General features: G+C 60.9%; 24 protein-coding genes. 11 read left to right on the top strand and 13 right to left on the bottom strand.

The annotated features are described in order from the left end of the window. The first annotated feature begins 27 nt into the window (after positions 1–27). Positions 28–642 carry a 1-acyl-sn-glycerol-3-phosphate acyltransferase gene (locus BM036_RS05350; protein ID WP_218144773.1) on the top strand — a complete coding sequence of 205 codons (615 nt, stop codon included), beginning with the start codon at positions 28–30 and terminating at the stop codon, positions 640–642. Positions 643–675: 33 nt separating this feature from the next. On the opposite strand, the gene BM036_RS05345 is transcribed toward BM036_RS05350, so the two are convergent. Next, positions 676–1,887, bottom strand: coding sequence for an MFS transporter (locus tag BM036_RS05345; RefSeq protein ID WP_091849239.1), 1,212 nt, complete (start codon positions 1,885–1,887; stop codon positions 676–678). A gap of 210 nt (positions 1,888–2,097) precedes the next feature. Between BM036_RS05345 and BM036_RS05340 the strand changes: the two genes are divergently transcribed. Continuing rightward, complete coding sequence (locus BM036_RS05340) at positions 2,098–2,523, top strand: PA2779 family protein (protein WP_091849237.1); 426 nt, start codon at positions 2,098–2,100, stop codon at positions 2,521–2,523. Between the two features lie 4 nt (positions 2,524–2,527). Continuing rightward, positions 2,528–3,535, top strand: coding sequence for a PA2778 family cysteine peptidase (locus BM036_RS05335; protein ID WP_091849235.1), 1,008 nt, complete (start codon positions 2,528–2,530; stop codon positions 3,533–3,535). A gap of 63 nt (positions 3,536–3,598) precedes the next feature. On the opposite strand, the gene BM036_RS05330 is transcribed toward BM036_RS05335, so the two are convergent. Next, positions 3,599–3,793: a YgaP family membrane protein gene (locus tag BM036_RS05330; RefSeq protein WP_091849233.1), complete on the bottom strand. Its 195-nt coding sequence runs from the start codon at positions 3,791–3,793 to the stop codon at positions 3,599–3,601. A gap of 105 nt (positions 3,794–3,898) precedes the next feature. Here BM036_RS05330 and BM036_RS05325 point away from each other — a divergent pair, with 105 nt between their 5' ends. Together BM036_RS05325 and BM036_RS05320 are read left to right on the top strand one after the other, a co-directional pair. Beyond that, positions 3,899–4,528, top strand: coding sequence for a Crp/Fnr family transcriptional regulator (locus BM036_RS05325; RefSeq protein ID WP_245742480.1), 630 nt, complete (start codon positions 3,899–3,901; stop codon positions 4,526–4,528). After that, positions 4,528–4,803, top strand: a complete 276-nt coding sequence (locus tag BM036_RS05320; RefSeq protein ID WP_091849231.1) for an acylphosphatase — start codon at positions 4,528–4,530, stop codon at positions 4,801–4,803. The genes BM036_RS05325 and BM036_RS05320 overlap by 1 nt, the downstream gene beginning before the upstream one ends. A 32-nt stretch (positions 4,804–4,835) precedes the next feature. Here BM036_RS05320 and BM036_RS05315 read toward each other — a convergent pair whose 3' ends face one another. From BM036_RS05315 to BM036_RS05285, 7 genes are all read right to left on the bottom strand, one after another. Then, positions 4,836–6,221, bottom strand: a complete 1,386-nt coding sequence (locus tag BM036_RS05315; RefSeq protein WP_245742478.1) for a PhoH family protein — start codon at positions 6,219–6,221, stop codon at positions 4,836–4,838. Positions 6,222–6,285: 64 nt separating this feature from the next. Continuing rightward, entirely contained in the window at positions 6,286–6,780 is a 495-nt protein-coding gene (locus tag BM036_RS05310; protein WP_091849227.1) for a CBS domain-containing protein, read from the bottom strand. A gap of 56 nt (positions 6,781–6,836) precedes the next feature. Then, complete coding sequence (gene minE, locus BM036_RS05305) at positions 6,837–7,094, bottom strand: cell division topological specificity factor MinE (RefSeq protein WP_091849225.1); 258 nt, start codon at positions 7,092–7,094, stop codon at positions 6,837–6,839. A 5-nt stretch (positions 7,095–7,099) separates the two neighbouring features. Next, on the bottom strand, positions 7,100–7,909 hold the full coding sequence (minD, locus tag BM036_RS05300; protein WP_091849223.1) for a septum site-determining protein MinD: 810 nt from the start codon (positions 7,907–7,909) through the stop codon (positions 7,100–7,102). Between the two features lie 43 nt (positions 7,910–7,952). After that, positions 7,953–8,729 carry a septum site-determining protein MinC gene (minC, locus tag BM036_RS05295; protein ID WP_091849221.1) on the bottom strand — a complete coding sequence of 259 codons (777 nt, stop codon included), beginning with the start codon at positions 8,727–8,729 and terminating at the stop codon, positions 7,953–7,955. Continuing rightward, complete coding sequence (locus BM036_RS05290) at positions 8,726–9,103, bottom strand: HopJ type III effector protein (RefSeq protein ID WP_091849214.1); 378 nt, start codon at positions 9,101–9,103, stop codon at positions 8,726–8,728. Before BM036_RS05290 ends, minC begins: the two co-directional genes overlap by 4 nt. Continuing rightward, positions 9,100–9,393, bottom strand: a complete 294-nt coding sequence (locus tag BM036_RS05285) for a DUF1244 domain-containing protein (protein ID WP_091849206.1) — start codon at positions 9,391–9,393, stop codon at positions 9,100–9,102. The genes BM036_RS05290 and BM036_RS05285 overlap by 4 nt, the downstream gene beginning before the upstream one ends. A 105-nt stretch (positions 9,394–9,498) precedes the next feature. On the opposite strand from BM036_RS05285, the gene dinB reads away from it, so the two are divergent. Beyond that, positions 9,499–10,563 carry a DNA polymerase IV gene (gene dinB, locus BM036_RS05280; RefSeq protein ID WP_281247011.1) on the top strand — a complete coding sequence of 355 codons (1,065 nt, stop codon included), beginning with the start codon at positions 9,499–9,501 and terminating at the stop codon, positions 10,561–10,563. Between the two features lie 19 nt (positions 10,564–10,582). Here the strand turns inward: dinB and BM036_RS05275 are convergent, their stop codons facing one another. Both BM036_RS05275 and BM036_RS05270 read right to left on the bottom strand, forming a co-directional pair. Continuing rightward, positions 10,583–11,164, bottom strand: coding sequence for a phosphatase PAP2 family protein (locus tag BM036_RS05275; RefSeq protein ID WP_091849204.1), 582 nt, complete (start codon positions 11,162–11,164; stop codon positions 10,583–10,585). Beyond that, positions 11,133–12,350, bottom strand: coding sequence for a glycosyltransferase family 4 protein (locus BM036_RS05270; protein ID WP_091849203.1), 1,218 nt, complete (start codon positions 12,348–12,350; stop codon positions 11,133–11,135). The genes BM036_RS05275 and BM036_RS05270 overlap by 32 nt, the downstream gene beginning before the upstream one ends. A gap of 199 nt (positions 12,351–12,549) precedes the next feature. Between BM036_RS05270 and BM036_RS05265 the strand changes: the two genes are divergently transcribed. The 4 genes from BM036_RS05265 to BM036_RS05250 all read left to right on the top strand — a co-directional run bounded on the left by BM036_RS05265 (position 12,550) and on the right by BM036_RS05250 (position 16,682). Then, the gene (locus BM036_RS05265; protein WP_091849202.1) at positions 12,550–13,587 is read left to right on the top strand and encodes an NADP(H)-dependent aldo-keto reductase; all 1,038 of its coding nucleotides are present in this window, start codon (positions 12,550–12,552) and stop codon (positions 13,585–13,587) included. Between the two features lie 224 nt (positions 13,588–13,811). Then, on the top strand, positions 13,812–14,132 hold the full coding sequence (locus tag BM036_RS05260; RefSeq protein WP_091849201.1) for a hypothetical protein: 321 nt from the start codon (positions 13,812–13,814) through the stop codon (positions 14,130–14,132). 97 nt (positions 14,133–14,229) lie between these two features. Beyond that, positions 14,230–16,215 carry an acetyl-CoA hydrolase/transferase C-terminal domain-containing protein gene (locus BM036_RS05255; RefSeq protein ID WP_245742477.1) on the top strand — a complete coding sequence of 662 codons (1,986 nt, stop codon included), beginning with the start codon at positions 14,230–14,232 and terminating at the stop codon, positions 16,213–16,215. After that, positions 16,215–16,682: an FKBP-type peptidyl-prolyl cis-trans isomerase gene (locus tag BM036_RS05250; protein ID WP_091849200.1), complete on the top strand. Its 468-nt coding sequence runs from the start codon at positions 16,215–16,217 to the stop codon at positions 16,680–16,682. Before BM036_RS05255 ends, BM036_RS05250 begins: the two co-directional genes overlap by 1 nt. Here the strand turns inward: BM036_RS05250 and BM036_RS05245 are convergent. Next, positions 16,598–17,425: a lysophospholipid acyltransferase family protein gene (locus BM036_RS05245; protein ID WP_177185999.1), complete on the bottom strand. Its 828-nt coding sequence runs from the start codon at positions 17,423–17,425 to the stop codon at positions 16,598–16,600. The genes BM036_RS05250 and BM036_RS05245 overlap by 85 nt on opposite strands. A 23-nt stretch (positions 17,426–17,448) precedes the next feature. Continuing rightward, on the bottom strand, positions 17,449–18,213 hold the full coding sequence (locus tag BM036_RS05240; protein WP_091849190.1) for a GNAT family N-acetyltransferase: 765 nt from the start codon (positions 18,211–18,213) through the stop codon (positions 17,449–17,451). 349 nt (positions 18,214–18,562) lie between these two features. Between BM036_RS05240 and BM036_RS05235 the strand changes: the two genes are divergently transcribed. Next, positions 18,563–19,309: a response regulator gene (locus BM036_RS05235; protein WP_091849189.1), complete on the top strand. Its 747-nt coding sequence runs from the start codon at positions 18,563–18,565 to the stop codon at positions 19,307–19,309. Positions 19,310–19,317 lie beyond the last annotated feature (8 nt).

The following is a 19,317-nucleotide window of genomic DNA, read 5'->3' as shown; positions in this document are numbered from 1 at the left end:
CGCCTCGCCATGAGAGGAGGCAGTACCGTGGCCCAGCCGCATTCCGAAGACCAGCGCAAACCAACCCTCACCCAGCGTGCGGTGATGAAACTGATCAACCTCTTTGGTTGGCGGGTTCCCCCCTTCCCGGACGTCGACAAGGCCATTGTCGTAGGTGGCCCCCATACCTCCAACTGGGACGGAGTGATCGGCCTGAGCGGGGCAGTGGCCCTGGGATTGCACGCCCGTTTCCTGATCAAGCATGACCTGTTCAGGGGCCCGATGGGCTGGATCCTGCGCAAGCTTGGAGGTATCCCTGTGAACCGGGCCAGGGCCGGTGGCGTGGTGGGGCAGGCCGTTCGCCAGTTACAGGGAAGTGACCGCCTGATACTTGTTGTGACACCGGAGGGCACCCGCAGTAACGCCAGCCAGTGGAAGACAGGCTTTCACCGGATTGCCCGGGAGGCCGGTGTGCCCATCATAGTGACTGTCGCGGATTACAGCAGGCGGGAGCTACGTTTCCCGCTGGTCCTGGAGGCCACCGATGACCTGGCGGCAGACCTCGAACAGATCTATCAGTGCTTTGCCGAGGTAACCCCCAGACACCCCGAAAAGCTGTCGGCTCCGGTGAGGGAGCGTTTCCTGGCCCGGAACCCGGAGTGATCAACGCAGGCGCAGGGACTGCTGCCTGCGCCTTCAGATCCGGACTGGTGCTGTCATGCGCTGCTGGCTGTGCCGGCTGTACCAGCAAAGCAGGATGCCAAACGCCATCAGGGATGATGTGATGGTAAATACCCGGGCAAAGCCGGCGGACTCGATAATCACCCCGGCAACGGCAGGACCGATCAGCTGACCGACCGCAAAGAACAGGGTAACGAAACTGACCGCCACCGGCGCCAGCCGGGGGTGGACGGTTTCCGTGGAAGCGGCCAGGACTGACGTAAACAGCCCTGAAACGCACAGGCCCAGGATCAGGAAATGCGCAGCAAAGGCCGGCAGGGTGGGTGACAGCACCGGCAGGGCCATGGCACTGGCACTGAAGGCCATACACAGCACCAGGGAGTTGGAGCGTCCGATGCGGTCCGAGATCCAGCCCCAGAAAGGCCCGGCTACCAGGCCCAGCAAGCCCATCACCGAAGCCAGCCGCCCGGCTGTCAGGGCGGGAACGCCCGACTCAAGGGCAAAACTGAACATGAAGATGGTCTGTACGATGTAGGTCAGGCCGACGATGCCGTAGATCAGGCCGACGTTGATGACATGGGGGTTCCGGTAGACCCCTGAGCGAGCAGCGGGTACCGGATCCTGTGGGCCGCCACTGCCGCCTGCACCAGGCGGGTTCTTCAGGAACAGGGCAACCACCACCGAGACCACCACTGCCGCACTCGCGAAAACGCCCCATACCAGTCGCCAGCCGCTTTCCGGCCAGGCAGTGGTCAGCCAGGGCACCAGCACACCCGCAATAAACAGTCCCAGCCCCACACCGCCGTTGGCGAAGCCGATTACCGCACCACGCTTTTCCGGATACCAGCTGCCCAGCAGGGAAATCAGCGGTGTATAACCGAAGGCCGTCCCGAAGCCAAGGAAGGCCATCATGGCCATGCTGAACACGTAGCCCTGGGACAACGCCATACCGGTAAAGCCAATAGCCGCGAAACCCAGACCGATCAGGATGGCCTGCTTGCCACCGTATCGCGATGCGAACACCCCGGCCACCATCAGCAGGGCCAGATACCCCAGTGCGGTGACTGTGCCCAGGTTGGCGGCCTGGGCGTAGCTGATTCCCATGCCCTCCCGCATGCCCGGAACCACCAGGCCATAGGCCAGGCGTGCAAAGACGACCAGGGTGATAGTGCACATCATGCCGGTGACGATCATCAGGGGCATCGGGGGGCGATCGGGGGTGTTCATGAGGGTTACCGAAGTTGTTGTTAGTAGACTATCGAAAAGTAGGCGAATGGCCTTTCCAGGTCAACATCTGTTGCGTCAGCCTGGAAGATTGCGATTGTGTCACCTTGCTATACATTCCGGCATCGCTGGTCCAGTATTAGCATGCGTATGGCCGATGTCCGGTGGGACAAATCTGCCGATAAATCAGAACCTTCAAAAAAGGAAACCGTTATGGACGTTAGGAAAACCCTCCGGCGCCCTGTGGCGTTATTCATGATCGTATTGATGAGTCTGACCACCACCGGTATGGCGTTCGCCCAGGGCGGAACCGTGCCTACGGAACCGGTTTCCACTGCGGAGGTGCTTCAGTCGGAGCAAATCCGTGTGGACCGTGCTGAACTCAAGGCCATGCTGGCGACCGGCGAGGTGCAGGAGAAGCTCGCATCACTTGGCGTCGACCCCGGGCAGGTCGAGGAGCGCATCGATAGCCTGACCGCCGAGGAGTTGTCCGAGTTCAACCAGGCGCTGGATGAATCGCCTGCAGGTGCCGGTGTTGGCAGTGTGGTTGGCATCATCGTGCTGTTCCTGCTGGTGTTCATCATCACTGATATGCTCTGTGCGACAGATATCTACAGCTTCGTCAACTGCGTCAACTGACACCATGCCTGTTGCATCAGCCGGCCCGGTGCGGGCCGGCCTCCTTTCGCTTCTCGTCATCCTGCTCGCTGGCTGTGCCGGGCCGGGCCACTACCCGGGGCCGGAAACCTATAAGCAGAGTGGTGTATCTGACCGCACCGTGATCGATTCCGTGCCGTTCTATCCACAGGAAGACTACCAGTGCGGACCGGCCGCGCTCGCCATGGGGCTCAACCATCGGGGTGCGGAGGTCTCGTTAGCCGAAATGGTCGACCGGGTGTACCTGCCAGGCCGCAAGGGGAGCCTGCAGGTGGAGATGGTTGCTGCTGCCCGGGCCGAGGGCATGCTGGTGTACCCCCTGGAAAAGGAACTGGATGCGATAATCCGGGAAGTCGATGCGGGTAATCCCGTGCTGGTTTTCCAGAACCTGCGGCTGGACTGGTGGCCGCAGTGGCACTTTGCCGTGGTGATTGGCTATGACCTTCCGGCGCAGGAGTTTATCCTTCATTCCGGTACCGACGAACAAGTCCGGGAGCCGTTCCGGGGGTTTGACAACACCTGGGGGCGGGCAGACCGGTGGGCGCGGGTCATCCTGCCACCGGGTGAACTTCCCGCGACGGCAAAACCGGTAACCTATGTGCGGGCCGCCCATGACCTGGAAGAGGTTGGCCAGATTAAAAGCGCGGCAACCTCCTATCGCGCTGCGGTTGACGCATGGCCTGACAGCCTCGCTGCCGGATTTGCCCATGCCAATTTCCTGCTTTCAGCGGAGCAATGGGGCGAAGCCGGTGAGGCTTTCCGCCGGTTATTGACCTTCCATCCGGGATCTGCGCCGGGCTGGCACAATTTCGGTGTTGCCCTGGCGCGTAACCAGTGTCCCCTGGCGGCTCGCCAGGCCTTTGCCTGTGCGGGCAAGCTGGCACCTGAGGATGAGCGTTTCCGGTCGCCTGAGCAGGGAAGTGGCGATCGTGATGCGAAGGCGGCCTGCGCCATTACCAGTTTATTGGAAGCGGCGGGGTGTGGCAGGGAGTAATACCACAGGAAGCCCGGCCGGGCGGCCCCGGCCGGGGAAAGTCCGATCTGGTGTAAGCCCGCCCTACGAACGCTTTGTGGGGCAGGTCTTGATGCCTATGATCGAGTATAGCGGGCAAACGCCGATGGCGGCGGTTACCAGCGGAATGATACCGATCCAGCCCCAAGGAGTCTGAGGTCCGACAAAAACCAGGCTCAGTAGAACCAGCCCGATAATGACACGGATCACCCGATCCGCACTGCCCATGTTCTTGGTCATGTTGCCACTCCTCGTGTGGTTTATGTCATTGCCAATGTACGCTGACGGCGTGCCGTGCTCAGTGATAAAGTCACATTCAAACCACTAACTGAACAGGGAGAGCCAGTGGCCGCCCAACATGCTTTGCTCGAATGCCTCAGTCCGCCCCTGCGGATGGAAGCGGAGCGTTATGCGCAACCGGTTCACCTGTCCGCTGGCGACGTGGTCTTCCGTGCCGGCGATAGTTGCCGGGGCCTCCCGCTGGTGATCAGCGGTTCCGTCCGGGTGCAGATGCTGGGGGCATCCGGTCACGGTATCGTGCTTTATCGTATGGGGCCGGACGACCTGTGCACCCTGTCCATTGGCTGTCTGATGGCTGGCCGTGGCTACCGGGCAGAGGCGCATGTGGAAGAACCCACGGAAGCCCTGCTGATGCCCCGCCAGGCCTTTGACCGGCTGATGGCTCAGTCCGCTGAATTCCGCCAGCAGGTGATGGCGTCGTACGGAAGGCGCCTGGATGACCTGATGCTGCTGGTGGAGGAGATCGCTTTTGGCAGGCTGGATCAGCGCCTGCTTGAGTGGCTGAGAGCCCATGCTAATGGCCGGCCCGCGCTCATCACTCACCAGGAGCTGGCAGTGGAGCTGGGTACCGCCCGCGAGGTCGTCAGCCGTCTGCTGAAAGATTTTGAGCGTCACGGCCGGGTCCGGTTGGCCCGGGGGCGAGTGGAGTTACTGGAATCACAGGAGATCGACTGATGGATACCCAGCAGCGACACCTGATGGTGGAAGGCCATGTTCAGGGTGTGTCTTACCGTGCGTACACCGAACGGCATGCGAGTGAGCTTGGCCTCGAAGGCTATGTGCGAAACCTGACCGATGGCCGGGTGGAAATCGTTGCGGAAGGTCCCCTGAAGGCACTGGATGAGCTGGAAGAGTGGTGCTGGCAAGGGCCGCCCGCGGCGAAGGTCAGCGCTGTCCGGGCAGAGACGCGCCCGGCCAGTGGCGGCTTCAGCGGATTCGTAATCCGCTGAAGCGCGTGGCTGTATACGGTCTTTGATGCCTTCTACAAATTGGCTTCCGCGTATTCGGCCAGTACTGACCGGGGCACACCCTGCAGGTGGATATGGCCGCCATGGCGGAAACCCTTGAAGCGCTCGGTCATGTAGGTCAGGCCTGAACTCAGGGCGCTCAGGTAGGGTGTGTCGATCTGGGCCAGGTTGCCCAGGCAGATCACCTTGGAGCCATTGCCGGCCCGGGTGATGATGGTCTTGATCTGGTGGGGAGTCAGGTTCTGGGACTCGTCGATGATGATCAGCGAGTGCTGAAAGCTGCGACCCCGGATATAGTTCATCGACTTGAAGTGCAGGGGCACCTTGCTGAGGATGTAGTCCACGCTGGCGGTCATGTTCTCGTCATCCTCATGGAGGGCCTCCAGGTTATCCACGATGGCGCCCAGCCAGGGTTCCATCTTTTCAGCCTCGGTACCCGGCAAAAAGCCGATATCCTCGTCCAGTCCCTGGGTGGACCGGGTGGCAATAATGCGCTTGTACATCTTGCTGGCCACGGTCATCTCGATGCAGGCGGCCAGGGCCAGGATGGTCTTGCCCGAGCCGGCCGAGCCGGTCAGGTTCACCAGGTGCACCTCCGGGTCCAGCAGCAGGTTCAGGGCCATAGCCTGGTAGATATCCCGCGGTACCAATCCCCAGACCTCCTCGTCCAGCAGGTCCTGACGGTGCAGGTCCTGGAGCACCAGGGTGTCCTCGTCGACAGCCACCACCTTGCCGATAAAGCCCAGCTGGTCGATCACAAACTCGTTGATGTTGAGTTTCGAAAGCTCGCCCTCCCGTCGCAGAATGTGCTCGGTTACCGCTTCCCGCTGCACCGTCTCCACCTTCTCGATCTTGTCCCAGAAGGAGTTGGGGAACTCGTGGTAGCCCTTGGGCAGCAGGTCGATGTCATCCAGCAACTGGTCATTGTGATAATCCTGGGCTTCGACACCAAACCCGCGGGCTTTCAGCCGCATGTTGATATCCTTGCTCACCAGGATGATGTCACGGGCCTTGTAGCGGGACTGCAGTTCCGCCAGGGTGTTGATGATTTTGTTGTCGTTCAGGTGCTCGGGCAGGGAATGGCTGCCGGCGTTGCCGGTGCTCATCAGTATGGAAAGGGTGCCCAGGGGCTTCGCCTTCTTGGCCCGCACGATGGGAACGCCTTTTTCGATGTCCTTGGGGCTTGCGTCTCCCAACAGCTTGTCGATGTTACGGATCGCCTGGCGACAGTCAGCAGCAACCGCCTGTTTGCCGGATTTGAGGCTATCGAGTTCTTCCAGGACGGTCATCGGCAGGATGACATCATGTTCTTCGAAATTGAGGAGGGCGTTGGGGTCGTGGATCAGGACGTTGGTGTCGAGAACGTACATTTTTCGGCGAGCTTGCGGTGCTCTGGGCATAGGGCGCGATACCTCTCTGGCAGGCGTCTTGCGGTCTCCAGGTCCCCGGGAGTGAATGCGCAGTTCACTCGCTGTCGGCACAGCGCCGAGTCAGGGATTGGTCGGATATCAGTTTCAGCATGTCATAGGTGGTGATGATGCCGGTGATCTTCTTGTCCCGTGTCACGAAGATGCGATGCAGGTGTTCTCCCATCATGATATCCGCAATGTCTCTCACCGGAGTCGACTCGTCAACTGAAAACACCTGTGGGGTCATAATATCGCGAACTTCGACAGGTAAACGGGTCATTTCTTCCAGGATGGCCATGCGCAGACGGCGCACTTCTTTCTGCTCTTCCGGCGTCAGCCTGGCCCAGGCCCTGGGTTTGCGGTCGGAGGACCAGCGGAACTCGGCAATGTCCTTGAGGGTGGCAATGCCGACAATATCGCCATGATCGTCCACCACCGGGCTGCCGGTGATTTCGTTTTCGGTAAGAAAGCGGGCGAGTCGATCCATGGTCCAGGATGCGGGAACAGCCTTGACGCTGGGCGTCATGATGTCGCGGGCGAGAACGGTCATGGATCTCCCTTCCTTGCGATTGGCGGGCCCGCTCAGGCGAGACGAACCCGCCAGGCTTAGCGGCGTTCAGGCAGGGTAACGTTCAGCTCCAGTACGGAGCAGTCGTCGTTACGGTCCACTTCCACCTGAACCTGGTCATCGTCAATCTGGACGTATTTGCGAATAACCGCAACCAGTTCCCGCTGCAATTCCGGGAGGTAATCGGGCTGGTCGCGCTTGCCCCGTTCATGGGCCACGATAATCTGAAGCCGTTCTTTGGCAACGTTCGCCGACCCCGTGTTTTTTCGGGACCGGAAATAATCTAGGAAGCTCATCCTGTTTACCCCTTGAACATCCGTGCGAAAAAGCCTTTCTTCTGGGAACTCATGAAGCGGTGCTCCCGCTCCTCTCCCAGAAGTCGTGCAACGGCGTCGTCATAGGCCTGGCCGGCATCACTCTGATCTTCAAGAATGACAGGCGTGCCCTGGTTGGAGGCGTTGAGAACCACCTGGGACTCGGGGATGACACCCAGCAGGGGAATGGCAAGGATCTCCTCCACATCCGCCACTGAGAGCATTTCGCCCTTCTCAACGCGATCGGGGTTGTACCGCGTCAGCAGCAGGTGTTCCTTGACGGGATCCTGCCCCATCTCAGCCCGGCGGGACTTGCTTTGCAGGATACCGAGAATGCGGTCGGAGTCCCGCACCGAGGATACCTCGGGGTTGGTGACCACGATTGCCTCGTCGGCGTAGTACAGCGCCATCAGCGCGCCATGCTCGATGCCGGCGGGGGAGTCGCAAACGATATAGTCGAAGGTTTCTGACAGCTCGTTGATGACTTTTTCCACGCCTTCCTTGGTCAGGGCTTCTTTCTCCCGGGTCTGGGAGGCGGGCAGGATGTAGAGCGTATCAACCCGCTTGTCCCGGATAAGGGCCTGGTTGAGGCTGGCGTCGCCCTGGATGACGTTAACGAAGTCATACACCACCCGACGCTCACAGTTCATGATCAGGTCCAGGTTACGCAGGCCCACGTCAAAATCGATCACCACGGTCTTGTGCCCGCGGCGGGCCAGACCGGTACTGATGGAAGCACTGGTGGTGGTCTTGCCGACCCCGCCTTTTCCTGATGTGACAACGATGATTCTAGCCAAGGTTGCGGTCCTGTCTGCTGATGATTGATTTTTTGTCAGGGGGTCAGCCCGGGGAGCGGTCAAGTGGTGTGACCACCAGCAGGTCGTCCCTGAGCTGGATCTGCACCGGGGCTTTCCAGCCGCGCTCCTGCAGATCTTCCGAGATTTTATAGTGGCCGGCAATGGACACAAGCTCTGCCTCCAGGGACTGGCAGAACACCCGTGCCTCTTCCTGGCCATGGACGCCGGCAAGCGCTCTGCCGCGCAAGGGGCCATATACATGAATGTTACCTGCCGCCAGTACTTCGGCGCCAGCCTGAACCGGCGCAAGGATAATTAAATCCCCTTCAGGGGCGTAAACCTGCTGGCCGGAACGCACCGGCTGCGACACGATGCGGGCCGGCGCCGGGTTGGCGGGGGTGCTTTCAGCGTTGGGTGCGTCCGTTCCACTCTCTGCTGCCGGACCGGTTTCGGGGCCTTTTTCCGGCGACGAGGGCCTGTCATTCTGGCCGCTGCCTGGTAGCACCGCGATGGCAGCATGACGCGCCAGCCGGCGCTGGTCCTCATCGCCGCCCCGTACACCCACTACATGGATGTCGTGGCGCCGACAGATTCCCAACAGCTTGAAGAAATCCAGCTCGGCGGTCGGGCCTTGGTAGTGATCGAGGCTGATGAGGATGGGAATGTTCCGGAAAAAGCCCGGGGCCTGGCGGATTTTCTCCCGCAGGGCTGCTTCGAAGGATTCCTCGTCAAAGTAGGCCAACTCGAGGGCGGTCAGGGAGACGGTGGTGCCCTTGAGCTGGAAGGCGGGCCGGTCATTGGCCTGCAGCGCGTCGGTCATGCTTGCGTGTCCTGGATTGTGGATGTGGTCTGGGGCCTCAGGGCCGGGCCATCGAAAGCGATACCGGACCAACCGGTGGCCATGAACTGACGAATATTGCCATGGCTGCTGCCGGCCGGGTCGTCAAGCACATCACGATAGTGACGGCCGAACAGTGCCAGGGCCTGGGCCTCGTTCAGGTTGCTGAACTGGGCCAGGGCAAACACCTTGCAGGAACCCTCGTTCTCGCCGGCGGCATTGTACAGCGGCCCATTACGGAAACCAGTGGGCGAGTAATCAAAGTACCGGCCAACCAGTGCGAGGGTGTCCTCGAAGTCCGAGTGGCCGGCCGCCAGGGATGCGAGGTGAATGCGGACGGCTTCATTGATGTTCATTCCCTGTGGTCTCCGCTATGGGGCTGTTTCGGGCCCTGCTGATACCTGGCTTTCCAGTCGTCGTAGGGCATACCATAGATATGCTCCCGCGCTTCGGCATCGGTCAGTGCGATGCCGCGCTCTTCTGCCTCGGATCGCATCCATTTGGACAGGCAGTTGCGGCAGAAGCCGGCCAGGTTCATCAGGTCGATGTTCTGGACCTCGGTATGGGTCTGCAGATGGCTGACCAGCCGGCGGAAGGCCGCCGCCTCGATCTCGGTGCGGGTCTGGCCGGAAAATTCATTGTTCATGGTTTCAGGTTCCTGTGCCGGGAATGGCCTGCAAATGTCTGACATTCTCGGCAACAGCGCGTAAGATACAAGGCTGTACGTTTATACAGAGGCTGCCGTAACCTGGTGCGCAAGATCATCCACATCGACTGCGACTGTTTCTATGCCGCGGTAGAAATGCGGGACGATCCCTCATTACGGGAGGTACCCATTGCCGTGGGTGGCCAGAGTGGACGCGGCGTGGTGACCACCTGCAACTACCGCGCCCGGGCCTTCGGTGTGCGCTCCGCCATGCCCGGGGGCGAGGCCCGGCGCTTGTGCCCGGAGCTGGTCATGGTGCCCCTGGACATGCCCCGCTACCGGGAGGTCTCCCGCCAGGTGATGGCCATCTTCCGGGAGCTGACCGACCTGGTGGAACCCCTGTCGCTGGATGAGGCCTTCCTGGATGTCAGTGAGGTGGAGGCCTTCCAGGGCAGCGCCACCCTGATGGCCCGCCATATTCGCCAGCAGGTGTGGGAGCGTATCGGGATTACCGTGTCCGCCGGCGTCGCCCCGAACAAGTTCCTGGCCAAGATCGCCAGCGACTGGAACAAACCGGACGGCCTGTTCGTGATTACCCCGGAACAGGTGGATGATTTCGTCAAGGTATTGCCGGTGGAAAAACTGTCCGGAGTCGGGCCTGTTACCGCCGGCAAGCTCAATGACCGGGGCCTGCAGACCTGCGGTGACCTCAGGGAGGCCGGTGAAGCAGAGCTGGTCCGGCTGTTCGGCAAACAGGGCCTTCGCCTTTGGCATATGGCCCATGGCCGGGATGACCGCCCGGTGGTCGTTACACGGGTGGCCAAGTCGGTCAGTGTCGAGCGCACTTTCTCCCGGGACCTGCCGGGCAAGGAGGCCTGCCAGCAGGTCATGACAAGCCTCGTGGACGACTTGCACCGCCGGCTGGAGCGTAAGGGCAGTCACAAGCCCCTGCACAAACTGTTTATCAAGGTCCGCTACAGCGATTTCTCTACCCACACCCTGGAGCGGGTAAGAGAGCCGGGGCCGGACGCCATGCCGGTAGCCGGGGAGTTCCTGCCCCTGCTCGATGAACTGGTGACAGACGAACACCGGCCTGTTCGTCTGCTCGGCGTAGGGGTAAGGTTCCGGGAAGACAGCGCGCCGATTACCCAGTTACGACTGTTCGAATAGGCCCGGCCAGCAAGTGCTCTCAACCTGCCGCGACTGTGCCAAACCATGCCAGCAGCGGCCCTGCACCCAGCGCCACCCAGACTACGCCCATCACGCCACCAACCAGCGCGCCGGCCAGGACATCGCTGGGGTAGTGCAGTCCGAGCACAACCCGCGACGCTGCCACCGCCAGGGTAAACGGGAGTACCACAAGGGCCAGCGCCGGCAGGGTCAGTGCCAGTACGGTGGTGAAGCAGACCGCATGAAGTGTGTGGCCCGAGGGAAAGCTGTAGCGGTCCAGCGGCGGTGTACCACAATGGATAACCGGGAATGAGATAAAGGGTCGCTCCCGCACCAGGGTTCGCTTGAGGCATTTGTAGGTGAGGGTGCAGGTGAGCCCGGCGCCGGTCATCAGCAACGCAATCGCCAGCCCTTCATCCGGATACATCAGCGGCAGGGACAGGATCAGCGCATACCAGAGCCAACCGTCCCCGAGCCGGCTGACCACCTGGAACAGCATGGTGACCGGCCGAAAGCGCAGGCTGCTGTTAATCATCCGGCAGAAGGCAAATTCCGCCTGGTCGACCTGGTCAAAGAAGCGGGATACCCGGGGTGACGGCATGGCAGCGGTCCCTCCTCTTGAGGGTGAGGGTGAGTTGTTCGAATTGCTCCACCTGGCTGGCCCAGTCAAGGTCCAGTGCATCCAGTCGCGCCTGTTGGCGGATGTTGCCCAGCAAGGTGTTCTGCTGGGCCAGGGTCAAGGCGTGTTCTACAAAGGCCTCATCATCGTCCAGGGCGGCGATCATGCCGTTCTCCTGGTGACGGATATGCTCACTGGCCGCCGCATCGTCAAAGGCCACCACCGCCAGCCCGCTGGCCATGGCTTCTGTCACCACATTGCCGAAAGTGTCGGTCTTGCTGGGGAACAGGAACAGGTCGCCGGAGGCATAGTGCCGGGCCAGGTCTTCCCCCTTGCGGACACCGCAGAAAATGTAGTCGGGATGCCTGGCCTGCAGTCGCCTGCGTTGCGGCCCGTCACCGACCAGCACGAACCTTGCCTTCGGGTGCAGGGCGCGTACCCGCTCGAAACAGGAGACGGCCAGCTGCAGGTTCTTCTCTGATGCGAGCCTGCCCACGTAGAGTACCGCCCGGTCCTGTGGCTGCAGCCCCCAGGCCTCACGTAACCCCGGGTCCCGTTTGCCGGGAGCGAACAGCTGGCAGTCGACGCCCCGGCTCCAGAGCCCCACGGGATGGATTCCCATTGCCTGGATCCGCGCTGCCATGGCCCGGGTCGGTACCAGGGTGAGGGCGGTGCGGTTGTGAAACCAGCGCCCGTAGCGTTCCAGCAGGCGTGAGAGGAAGGCCGCATGGTAATGCCGGCTGTAGCTGTGGAAGTTGGTATGAAAGCCCGAGCAAACCGGAATGCCCAATTCCCTGGCGGCGGCAACTGCCACCACCCCGAGCGGGCCCTGGGTCGCTACGTATACCAGGTCAGGACGCTTCTGCCGCCACAGGTCAGATAGTCGCCGCCGGCGAGTCAGCCCGACTTGCAGGCCCGGGTAGCCTGGCAGGGGCAGGCCTGCTACCCGCACCAGGTCATGGTGCAAGACAATGCCAGGCTCTGGGAGCTCACCTACGCCCTTGTCCCCGGTCTGGGCTGGTCGTACCACCTGTACCTCATGGCCCCGAGTACACAGCCCCCGGCACAGCTGTTTCAGGGTGTTGGCCACCCCGTTGATCTCCGGAGCAAAGGTTTCCGAGACGATCGTGATCCGGCGAGGAGGGGGCTGACTACTGACTGTGTTCATTCAGAGACCTTGCTGGATGATTCGGGTGGTTGCGGTTAACCTCTTGGTCCATTAACGAGACAACTGACTTGTTTTCCATATACTCACTATGGAAATCAAATATGACCGTCAGACTTCAGTGTTGTGACATTCCCTTGAAACCCACGCCAGGACTGACCCGGGCGTGCAGAGTGAGATTAACCAAGCCGTAGGAGGAAGGATGGAAAAGCGAAGACTGGGCCGTACCGACCTGGACGTGAGCCTGATCTGCCTGGGCACCATGACCTGGGGGGAGCAGAACACCGAGCAGGAAGCCTTCGAGCAACTGGACTACGCTACCGGTGAAGGCATCAACTTCATCGATGCTGCAGAAATGTACCCGGTCCCGCCGAAGGCTGAAACCCAGGGTCTGACCGAACAATACCTGGGTAACTGGCTGGCACGTCGGGGACGCCGGGATGACCTGGTAATAGCCTCGAAGGTGGCAGGTCCCGGCAACGGGCTCACCTACCTGCGTAACGGCCCGCGCCTGACCCGGGAACACATCCGCGAAGCCTGTGATGCCAGCCTCAAACGACTGCAGACGGACTACATCGATCTGTACCAGGTGCATTGGCCGGACCGGAATACCAATTTCTTCGGCAAGCTGGGTTACCGTCATCGCGAGGACGAGGATTTCACGCCCATCGAGGAAACCCTGGACGCCCTCCATGAGCTGGTGCAGGAAGGCAAGGTCCGCCACATCGGCCTGTCCAATGAAACGCCCTGGGGCACCATGAAGTACCTGCAGCTGGCCGAGCAGAATGGCTGGCCCCGTCCGGTGTCCATCCAGAATCCCTATAACCTGCTGAACCGGACTTTCGAGCAGGGCCTGGCGGAAGTGGCCCACCGTGAAGATGTCGGCCTGCTGGCCTATTCGCCGCTGGCGTTCGGCATGCTCACCGGCAAGTACCTGGACGGTCAGCGGCCGGAGAACGCACGGATTACCCTATTCAAACGCTTCGTCCGCTACCAGGGCGAACGTGCCGAAAAGGCCATCCGCGCGTATTGCGACCTGGCCAGAGCCCATGGTCTGACACCGGCACACCTGGCCCTGGCCTGGGTGAACAGCCGCCGCTTTGTAACCAGCAATATTATTGGGGCCACTACCATGGAACAGCTGCGGGAGAACATGGATTCGGTGAGCATCAGCCTCAGCGATGAGGTGCTCGATGCATTGGAAGGACTGCACCAGGAATTTACCTACCCCTGCCCGTGAAAACCCACCTTGCCGACAGGCCAGGATGGCCTGTTGAGTACCCCGGCGCAGGTCGTCTGTGACCTGTTTCCGGGGTGGATACATTTTGTTACATTCAAAGACAAACTGTTTCTGAAACGTCCCTTCTGCTGTGCATCCAGTCACAGAGTTCTGTGTGCAAACCGTTAGACTTTGGTCATAATTGTTAAATCCATTTTACAAGTGACTTCGCAGGCAGAAATCCCATGATCCTTCGCCTTTTCGTTGCCCTTCTGATCCTGAATACGGTGGCCTTTGTCGTCCGTGCTGAGGCGGGTGAACGAGAGGCTCTGCCCACCGAAATCTATAATGGTAATCCCTCGGAGATCCAGGATCGCATGTCAGGTGATTTTATCTATGACGACGAGGATGCCTTGCTGGACCTGGGCTCCCGCCTGCTCAGCTGGCGCCTGTCGGACTCTGCCGATCGCCATGGTCGCCGTTTTGCCTCTGAATCCGCACAGCCGGACCACTCCATCGCCCTGATCAACGAAGGCGCTGCCCTCAACCTGCGCTGGAACTTCTGAGCCCCAGCTCATCACCTCGCTTCAACGGATTTGTCAGCCTTCTGGTGACATGGGATGATCCTCCCATTGCTTGCACCCAGGGAGGCGTGATCTATCCATGTCTGAAATACCGGAAGACATCATGGCACCCACGGCTGACGCCTGTGTGGATGCGGTTATTGAGCGGGTTGGCAAGCGTATTGTGCTGGGGCTGCCCCTGGGGCTGGGCAAGCCCGTCAGGCTGGCTAACGCACTTTACGAGCGGGCCTGCAATGACCCGACCCTTGATCTTCACATCGTAACCGCAATCTCCCTGTTGGCACCGAAGGGCAGCTCAGCTCTGGAGCAGGGGTTTCTCGGTCCTTTCGTGGCAAGGCTCTATGGCGAAGTGCCGGAATTGCGCTACGCTCGAGATGTTATGGAGCGCAGGCTGCCGGCAAATGTGAAAGTGTCCGAGTTCTTCTTCAAGGCGGGCAGCTTCCTCGATAATGAAGAGCAGCAGCGCAACTACGTCTGCACCAATTACACCCATGCGGTGCGGGATTTACTGGCGCAGGGGATCAATGTTGTCTTCCAGATGGTGTCGCCACCCCGGGAGCCGGGCGGGGCGCTTAGCCTGAGCTGTAACCCTGACCTGACACTGGACTTGCTGCCGCAACTGCGCCAGCAGGAAACGGCCGGGCAGAAGGTGGCCGTGGTGGGAGAACTGAACCGGAACCTGCCCTGGCTGGGCCACCATGCGGCCATCCCTTGCTCCGATTTCGACGTGTTACTCAAACAGCCAGAGTCGGACTACGACCTGTTCCCGGTGCCGCAGCAGTCCATCAGCCCACCAGACCACCTGATCGGCTTTTACGCCAGCACGCTGCTCCGGGATGGCGGAACATTGCAGGTAGGTATAGGGTCCCTGGGCGCTGCGGTAGTGCACAGCGCCATTCTCCGCCACCGTCATAATGAGCAGTGGCAGGCGTTATACGACCATCTCAAGGTAGCTGCGCGCTTTCCGTTCGTTTCCGCTGAAGGGGACACCGGACCATTCCGGGAAGGTTTGTACGGTTGCAGCGAGATGATGGTGGATGGCTTTATCCAATTGATGAAGGCCGGTGTGTTGAAGCGTCAGGTTTACGAGGACCCCGACACCCAGGAGCGGGCCAACCGGGGAGAGCCGGTGACCGATGACGGTGTGGTCATGCATGGCGGCTTCTATCTGGGGCCTGCGGACTTCTACCAGCAGCTTCGAGACCTGGATGAAGAGGGCCGGGCCAGGATCTCCATGACCAGCGTGAACTTTATCAATGACCTTTACGACCATCGCTTTGGTAGCCAGCGTCTCAAGGTCGCCCAGCGGCGCCATGCCCGCTTCATCAATTCAGCGATGATGCACACCCTGGCCGGAGCAGCGGTTTCCGACGGGCTGGACGATGGCCGTGTTGTCAGTGGTGTCGGGGGGCAGTACAACTTTGTGGCTATGGCCCACGACCTGCCCGGGGCCCGCTCGGTGATCACCCTGCGCAGCACCCGGGAGAGTGGTGGCGAGACGCTCTCGAATATCGTGTTTGGCTATGGTCACTGCACGATTCCCCGCCACCTGAGGGATATTGTGATTACTGAATACGGGCTGGCCGATCTGAGGGGCAAGCCGGATGAAGAGGTCTACCTTGCGCTGATCCGCATCGCTGATGCCCGGTTTCAGCCAGCGTTGCTGAAAGAGGCCAAGGCGGCGGGCAAGGTGCGCAAGGACTTCGAGTTGCCCGCCTCCTGGCGGGAAAATACTCCGGAGCATGTCCGGGAGGCCCTGACGTCCGTGGGCAACGGTGACGCGTTTCCGGCGTTTCCATTCGGTTGTGACTTTACCGACGAGGAGTTGGTGCTGGCCAGGGCGTTGCAGGCGCTGAAGTCGGCAACGGCAACCACCCGTGGTAAGCTGCGCACCTTCGCCAGGGCTGTCAGGGCTGATGTAAGCCAGGAAATATTGCAGCCCTGGTTCGAGCGCATGGGCCTGGCCTCCGGGCGGGGGCCAGGGGCCCGACTCAATCGCCGGCTGCTAACCGTTGCCCTGGAGCAGACCGGCGCGCTGAATTCATCCGGAGAAACCGTTAACTGATGCAACGTCCATTGATCTACACGGTCCACTATCGTCTCAAGAACCGCAATGCCGAGGTGGTAGACACCTCAGAAGGCGGCGAGCCCCTGACCTTCCTTGATGGCGCCAGCCATGTTATCGAAGGTATCCAGAAAGCCGTGAGGGGCCGTGGTCCCGGCGACTGCCTGGAGGTTACCGTACCCCCTGAACTCGCCTATGGTGAGCATAACCCGGAGCTGGTGCGCAAGGTGCCGCGGTCAGCATTTGAGGGTGTGGAGAACCTGCAGGTGGGTATGAAGTTCCAGACAAATACGGGTGAAGAAGCCCAGGTGGTTCAGGTGGTCGGTATCGACGGAAACCTGATCCGTGTGGATGCGAACCACCCATTGGCGGGCTTCACGCTTTACTTCGACCTCGAGATCATCTCGGTACGGGAGGCCACGGACGACGAGGTGGCCGCCGGGCAGCCGCTTATGCCTGCTTCCTGATGGCTACGGCGTAAGCCTTCAAGGATCACCTCCCGCACCTGGTCACTCAGTTCCCGTGCGCTGACGCCTGCGACCGGTGTAATCGCCGGGTGCCAGGTCACCCGAACTTCCGGTGCCGGGGCTGACAGTAGCCGCAGCAGGTGATGGTGGAACTCATCGTCACCGGTGAACGGCGCGATATGACAGGGTTCACCCTCCCGCAGGTAGGCGATGGACACTGGCACTATGGGCACTTCGGCTGCCGTGGCGGCACCGATCAGTCGAGGAAAAAACGGCAGAACCGTAAGGCCTGCGGATGTGGTGCCTTCAGGGAATACCAGAACCGACTGCCCTGCCTTGAGGGTGCGGGTGATATCCTGCCGGCGCTGGGCAGCCTCTCCGCCACCCCGACGGATAAACATCGTACCGGCCTGCTGCGCCAGCCAGCCTACCAACGGCCAGCTGGCGACCTCCGCTTTTGACAGGAAGCGGATCTCCATCAGTCCGCCCAGAACAGGGATATCCGTCCAGGAGATGTGATTGCTAAGCAGCAATACCGGTTCTGCCGGCGGCGTTCCTGATTCGGAAATGTGAATACCCAGACAGCGGCAGCAGGCCAGAAAGCAGGTCCGCGCCACCGGCGACCGGTTATGACGACGTCCGGTCAGGCGGTCCATCATCAGGAGCATCAGCGCAACGGCGGTAATTACGCCCAATACCAGCAGCAGAAAGGTCAGTCTGATCAGCAGGCGAACTACCGCCATTGTTCTCTCCGTATCAGCTCCCCTCATGCTCCTTGCGGGATACGCCGCATGAAATGGCGGCTGTATCGGGCAGAAAGATCACTGACTTCCAGCAGCACCAGAACGTCAGCGCAGCGGAATTCGGGATCCCAGCAAGGTTCTCCGCATACCCGGGCCCCCAGCCGCATGTAGGCTCGGATCAGCGCCGGTATCTCTACCGGGCGTTCCGGGTTTGACCGGGTCAGGTGGGGTAGCTCGCGTTTCGGCCAAACCCGGTCATCTTCTGATGAAAGATACCGGTCCTGGAGATGTCGGGCAACACGCCAGGCTTTCAGTCCACCGTCCTGCATGCTGATGCTGGCACAACCGATCACCCTGTCTACCCGATGTTCCGTGAGCCACCCCGCGAGGGTGGACCAGAGCAGGCCGATAGTGGCGCCATTACGGTAGTCCGGATGGACGCAGGTGCGACCCAGCTCGGCAACGCGCCCGGGTCGGGCAAGCAGCCGGCTCAGGTCGAATTCGTTTTCTGAATAGAAGCCCCCGGTTTCATGGCTGTGATCCTGGCGCAGGATGCGGGTAGTGGCAACCGGCTCCCCGGTAACTCCGTCAGTGACCATGAGGTGATCGCACCAACGATCAAAGGGGTCGGCGTCCAGCCCCGGGGTGGCAGCGCCCAGATCAGAGCCATACTCAGTTGAGAAAACCTGGTAGCGCAGCCGCTGGGCACGTTCTACCTCTACCGGGTCGCGGGTCACACAGGTATTGAGTCGACGGGAAACATCGGCACGGGCGGTTAATGCGGTCATCGGGCGCTCTCTGGTTGTCCGTTCAGGAACAGGCTATGAAGACGCTGTGACAGCCCGGTGACCTCCCGGTGACGACTCTGTGACGATGTCGGGCCCTGCGGTGATGGCTACAGTGGCGAAGGGGCTCAGGAGTGCTATCTTTTGTGACTGGGGGTTACATTGCGTGGCATCATGTATTTCCCGCGTCAGTATGTATAATCGTTGTTACATGAACCGGCTAAGCGACTGAGTTTATTCATGACGCTTTATCGGCTATATGTAACAGGGCTGGCCGGAGGGGTGCCGGCAATTACGCAAGGGTGCTGCCGTAGCCGGGGCGCTCTCTGACGGATAACAACACAAAGCAGAGATGGATGGCGTGGAACAGACAAACGAAGGCTGGCGAATCCTGATTGTCGAGGACGACGAACGTCTGGCGGACCTGACCCGTGAGTACCTTGAGAGCAATGGCCTGGTGGTGAGCCACGAGAGTCATGGTGGCAATGCGGTGGAGCGTATCCGTAATGAGCGCCCGGACCTGGTAGTGCTTGACCTGATGCTCCCCGGAGAGGATGGCCTGTCCATCTGCCGCCGGGTACGTCCCTTCTACGAGGGGCCGATTATCATGCTGACGGCTCGCAGCGACGACCTTGACCAGGTCCTCGGCCTGGAAATGGGGGCGGATGACTACGTTGGCAAGCCGGTAAAGCCCAGGGTACTGCTGGCCAGGATCCGCGCGCTGCTGCGGCGGGCTGGTGGCCCCGCAGGGGCTGAGGGCGAAACCGCTGCCGGCGGTTCTGACGACGAACCGGTCCGGCTACAGTTCAACGACCTGGTGGTCGACCGTTCCATGCGTGAGGCCTGGCTGAACAATGAAAGCATCGACCTTACCAGTGCCGAATTCGACCTGCTCTGGTTGTTGGCCCGTAGTGCCGGGCGGGTGCTCAGTCGTGAAGAGATTTTTACGGCGTTACGGGGCATTGAGTACGATGGCCAGGACCGTTCCATTGACGTCCGGGTGTCGCGGATCCGGCCGAAGATCGGTGATGATCCGGTGCATCCGCGCCGCATCAAGACGGTACGCAGTAAAGGCTACCTGTTCGTCAAGGAAGCCTGATCCCGGAC

It is taken from the genome of Marinobacter segnicrescens (assembly GCF_900111555.1).
Lineage (GTDB): Bacteria > Pseudomonadota > Gammaproteobacteria > Pseudomonadales > Oleiphilaceae > Marinobacter > Marinobacter segnicrescens.
The sequence above is the reverse complement of the archived record's forward strand: the minus strand, read 5'-3'. Positions and strand labels throughout refer to the sequence as shown.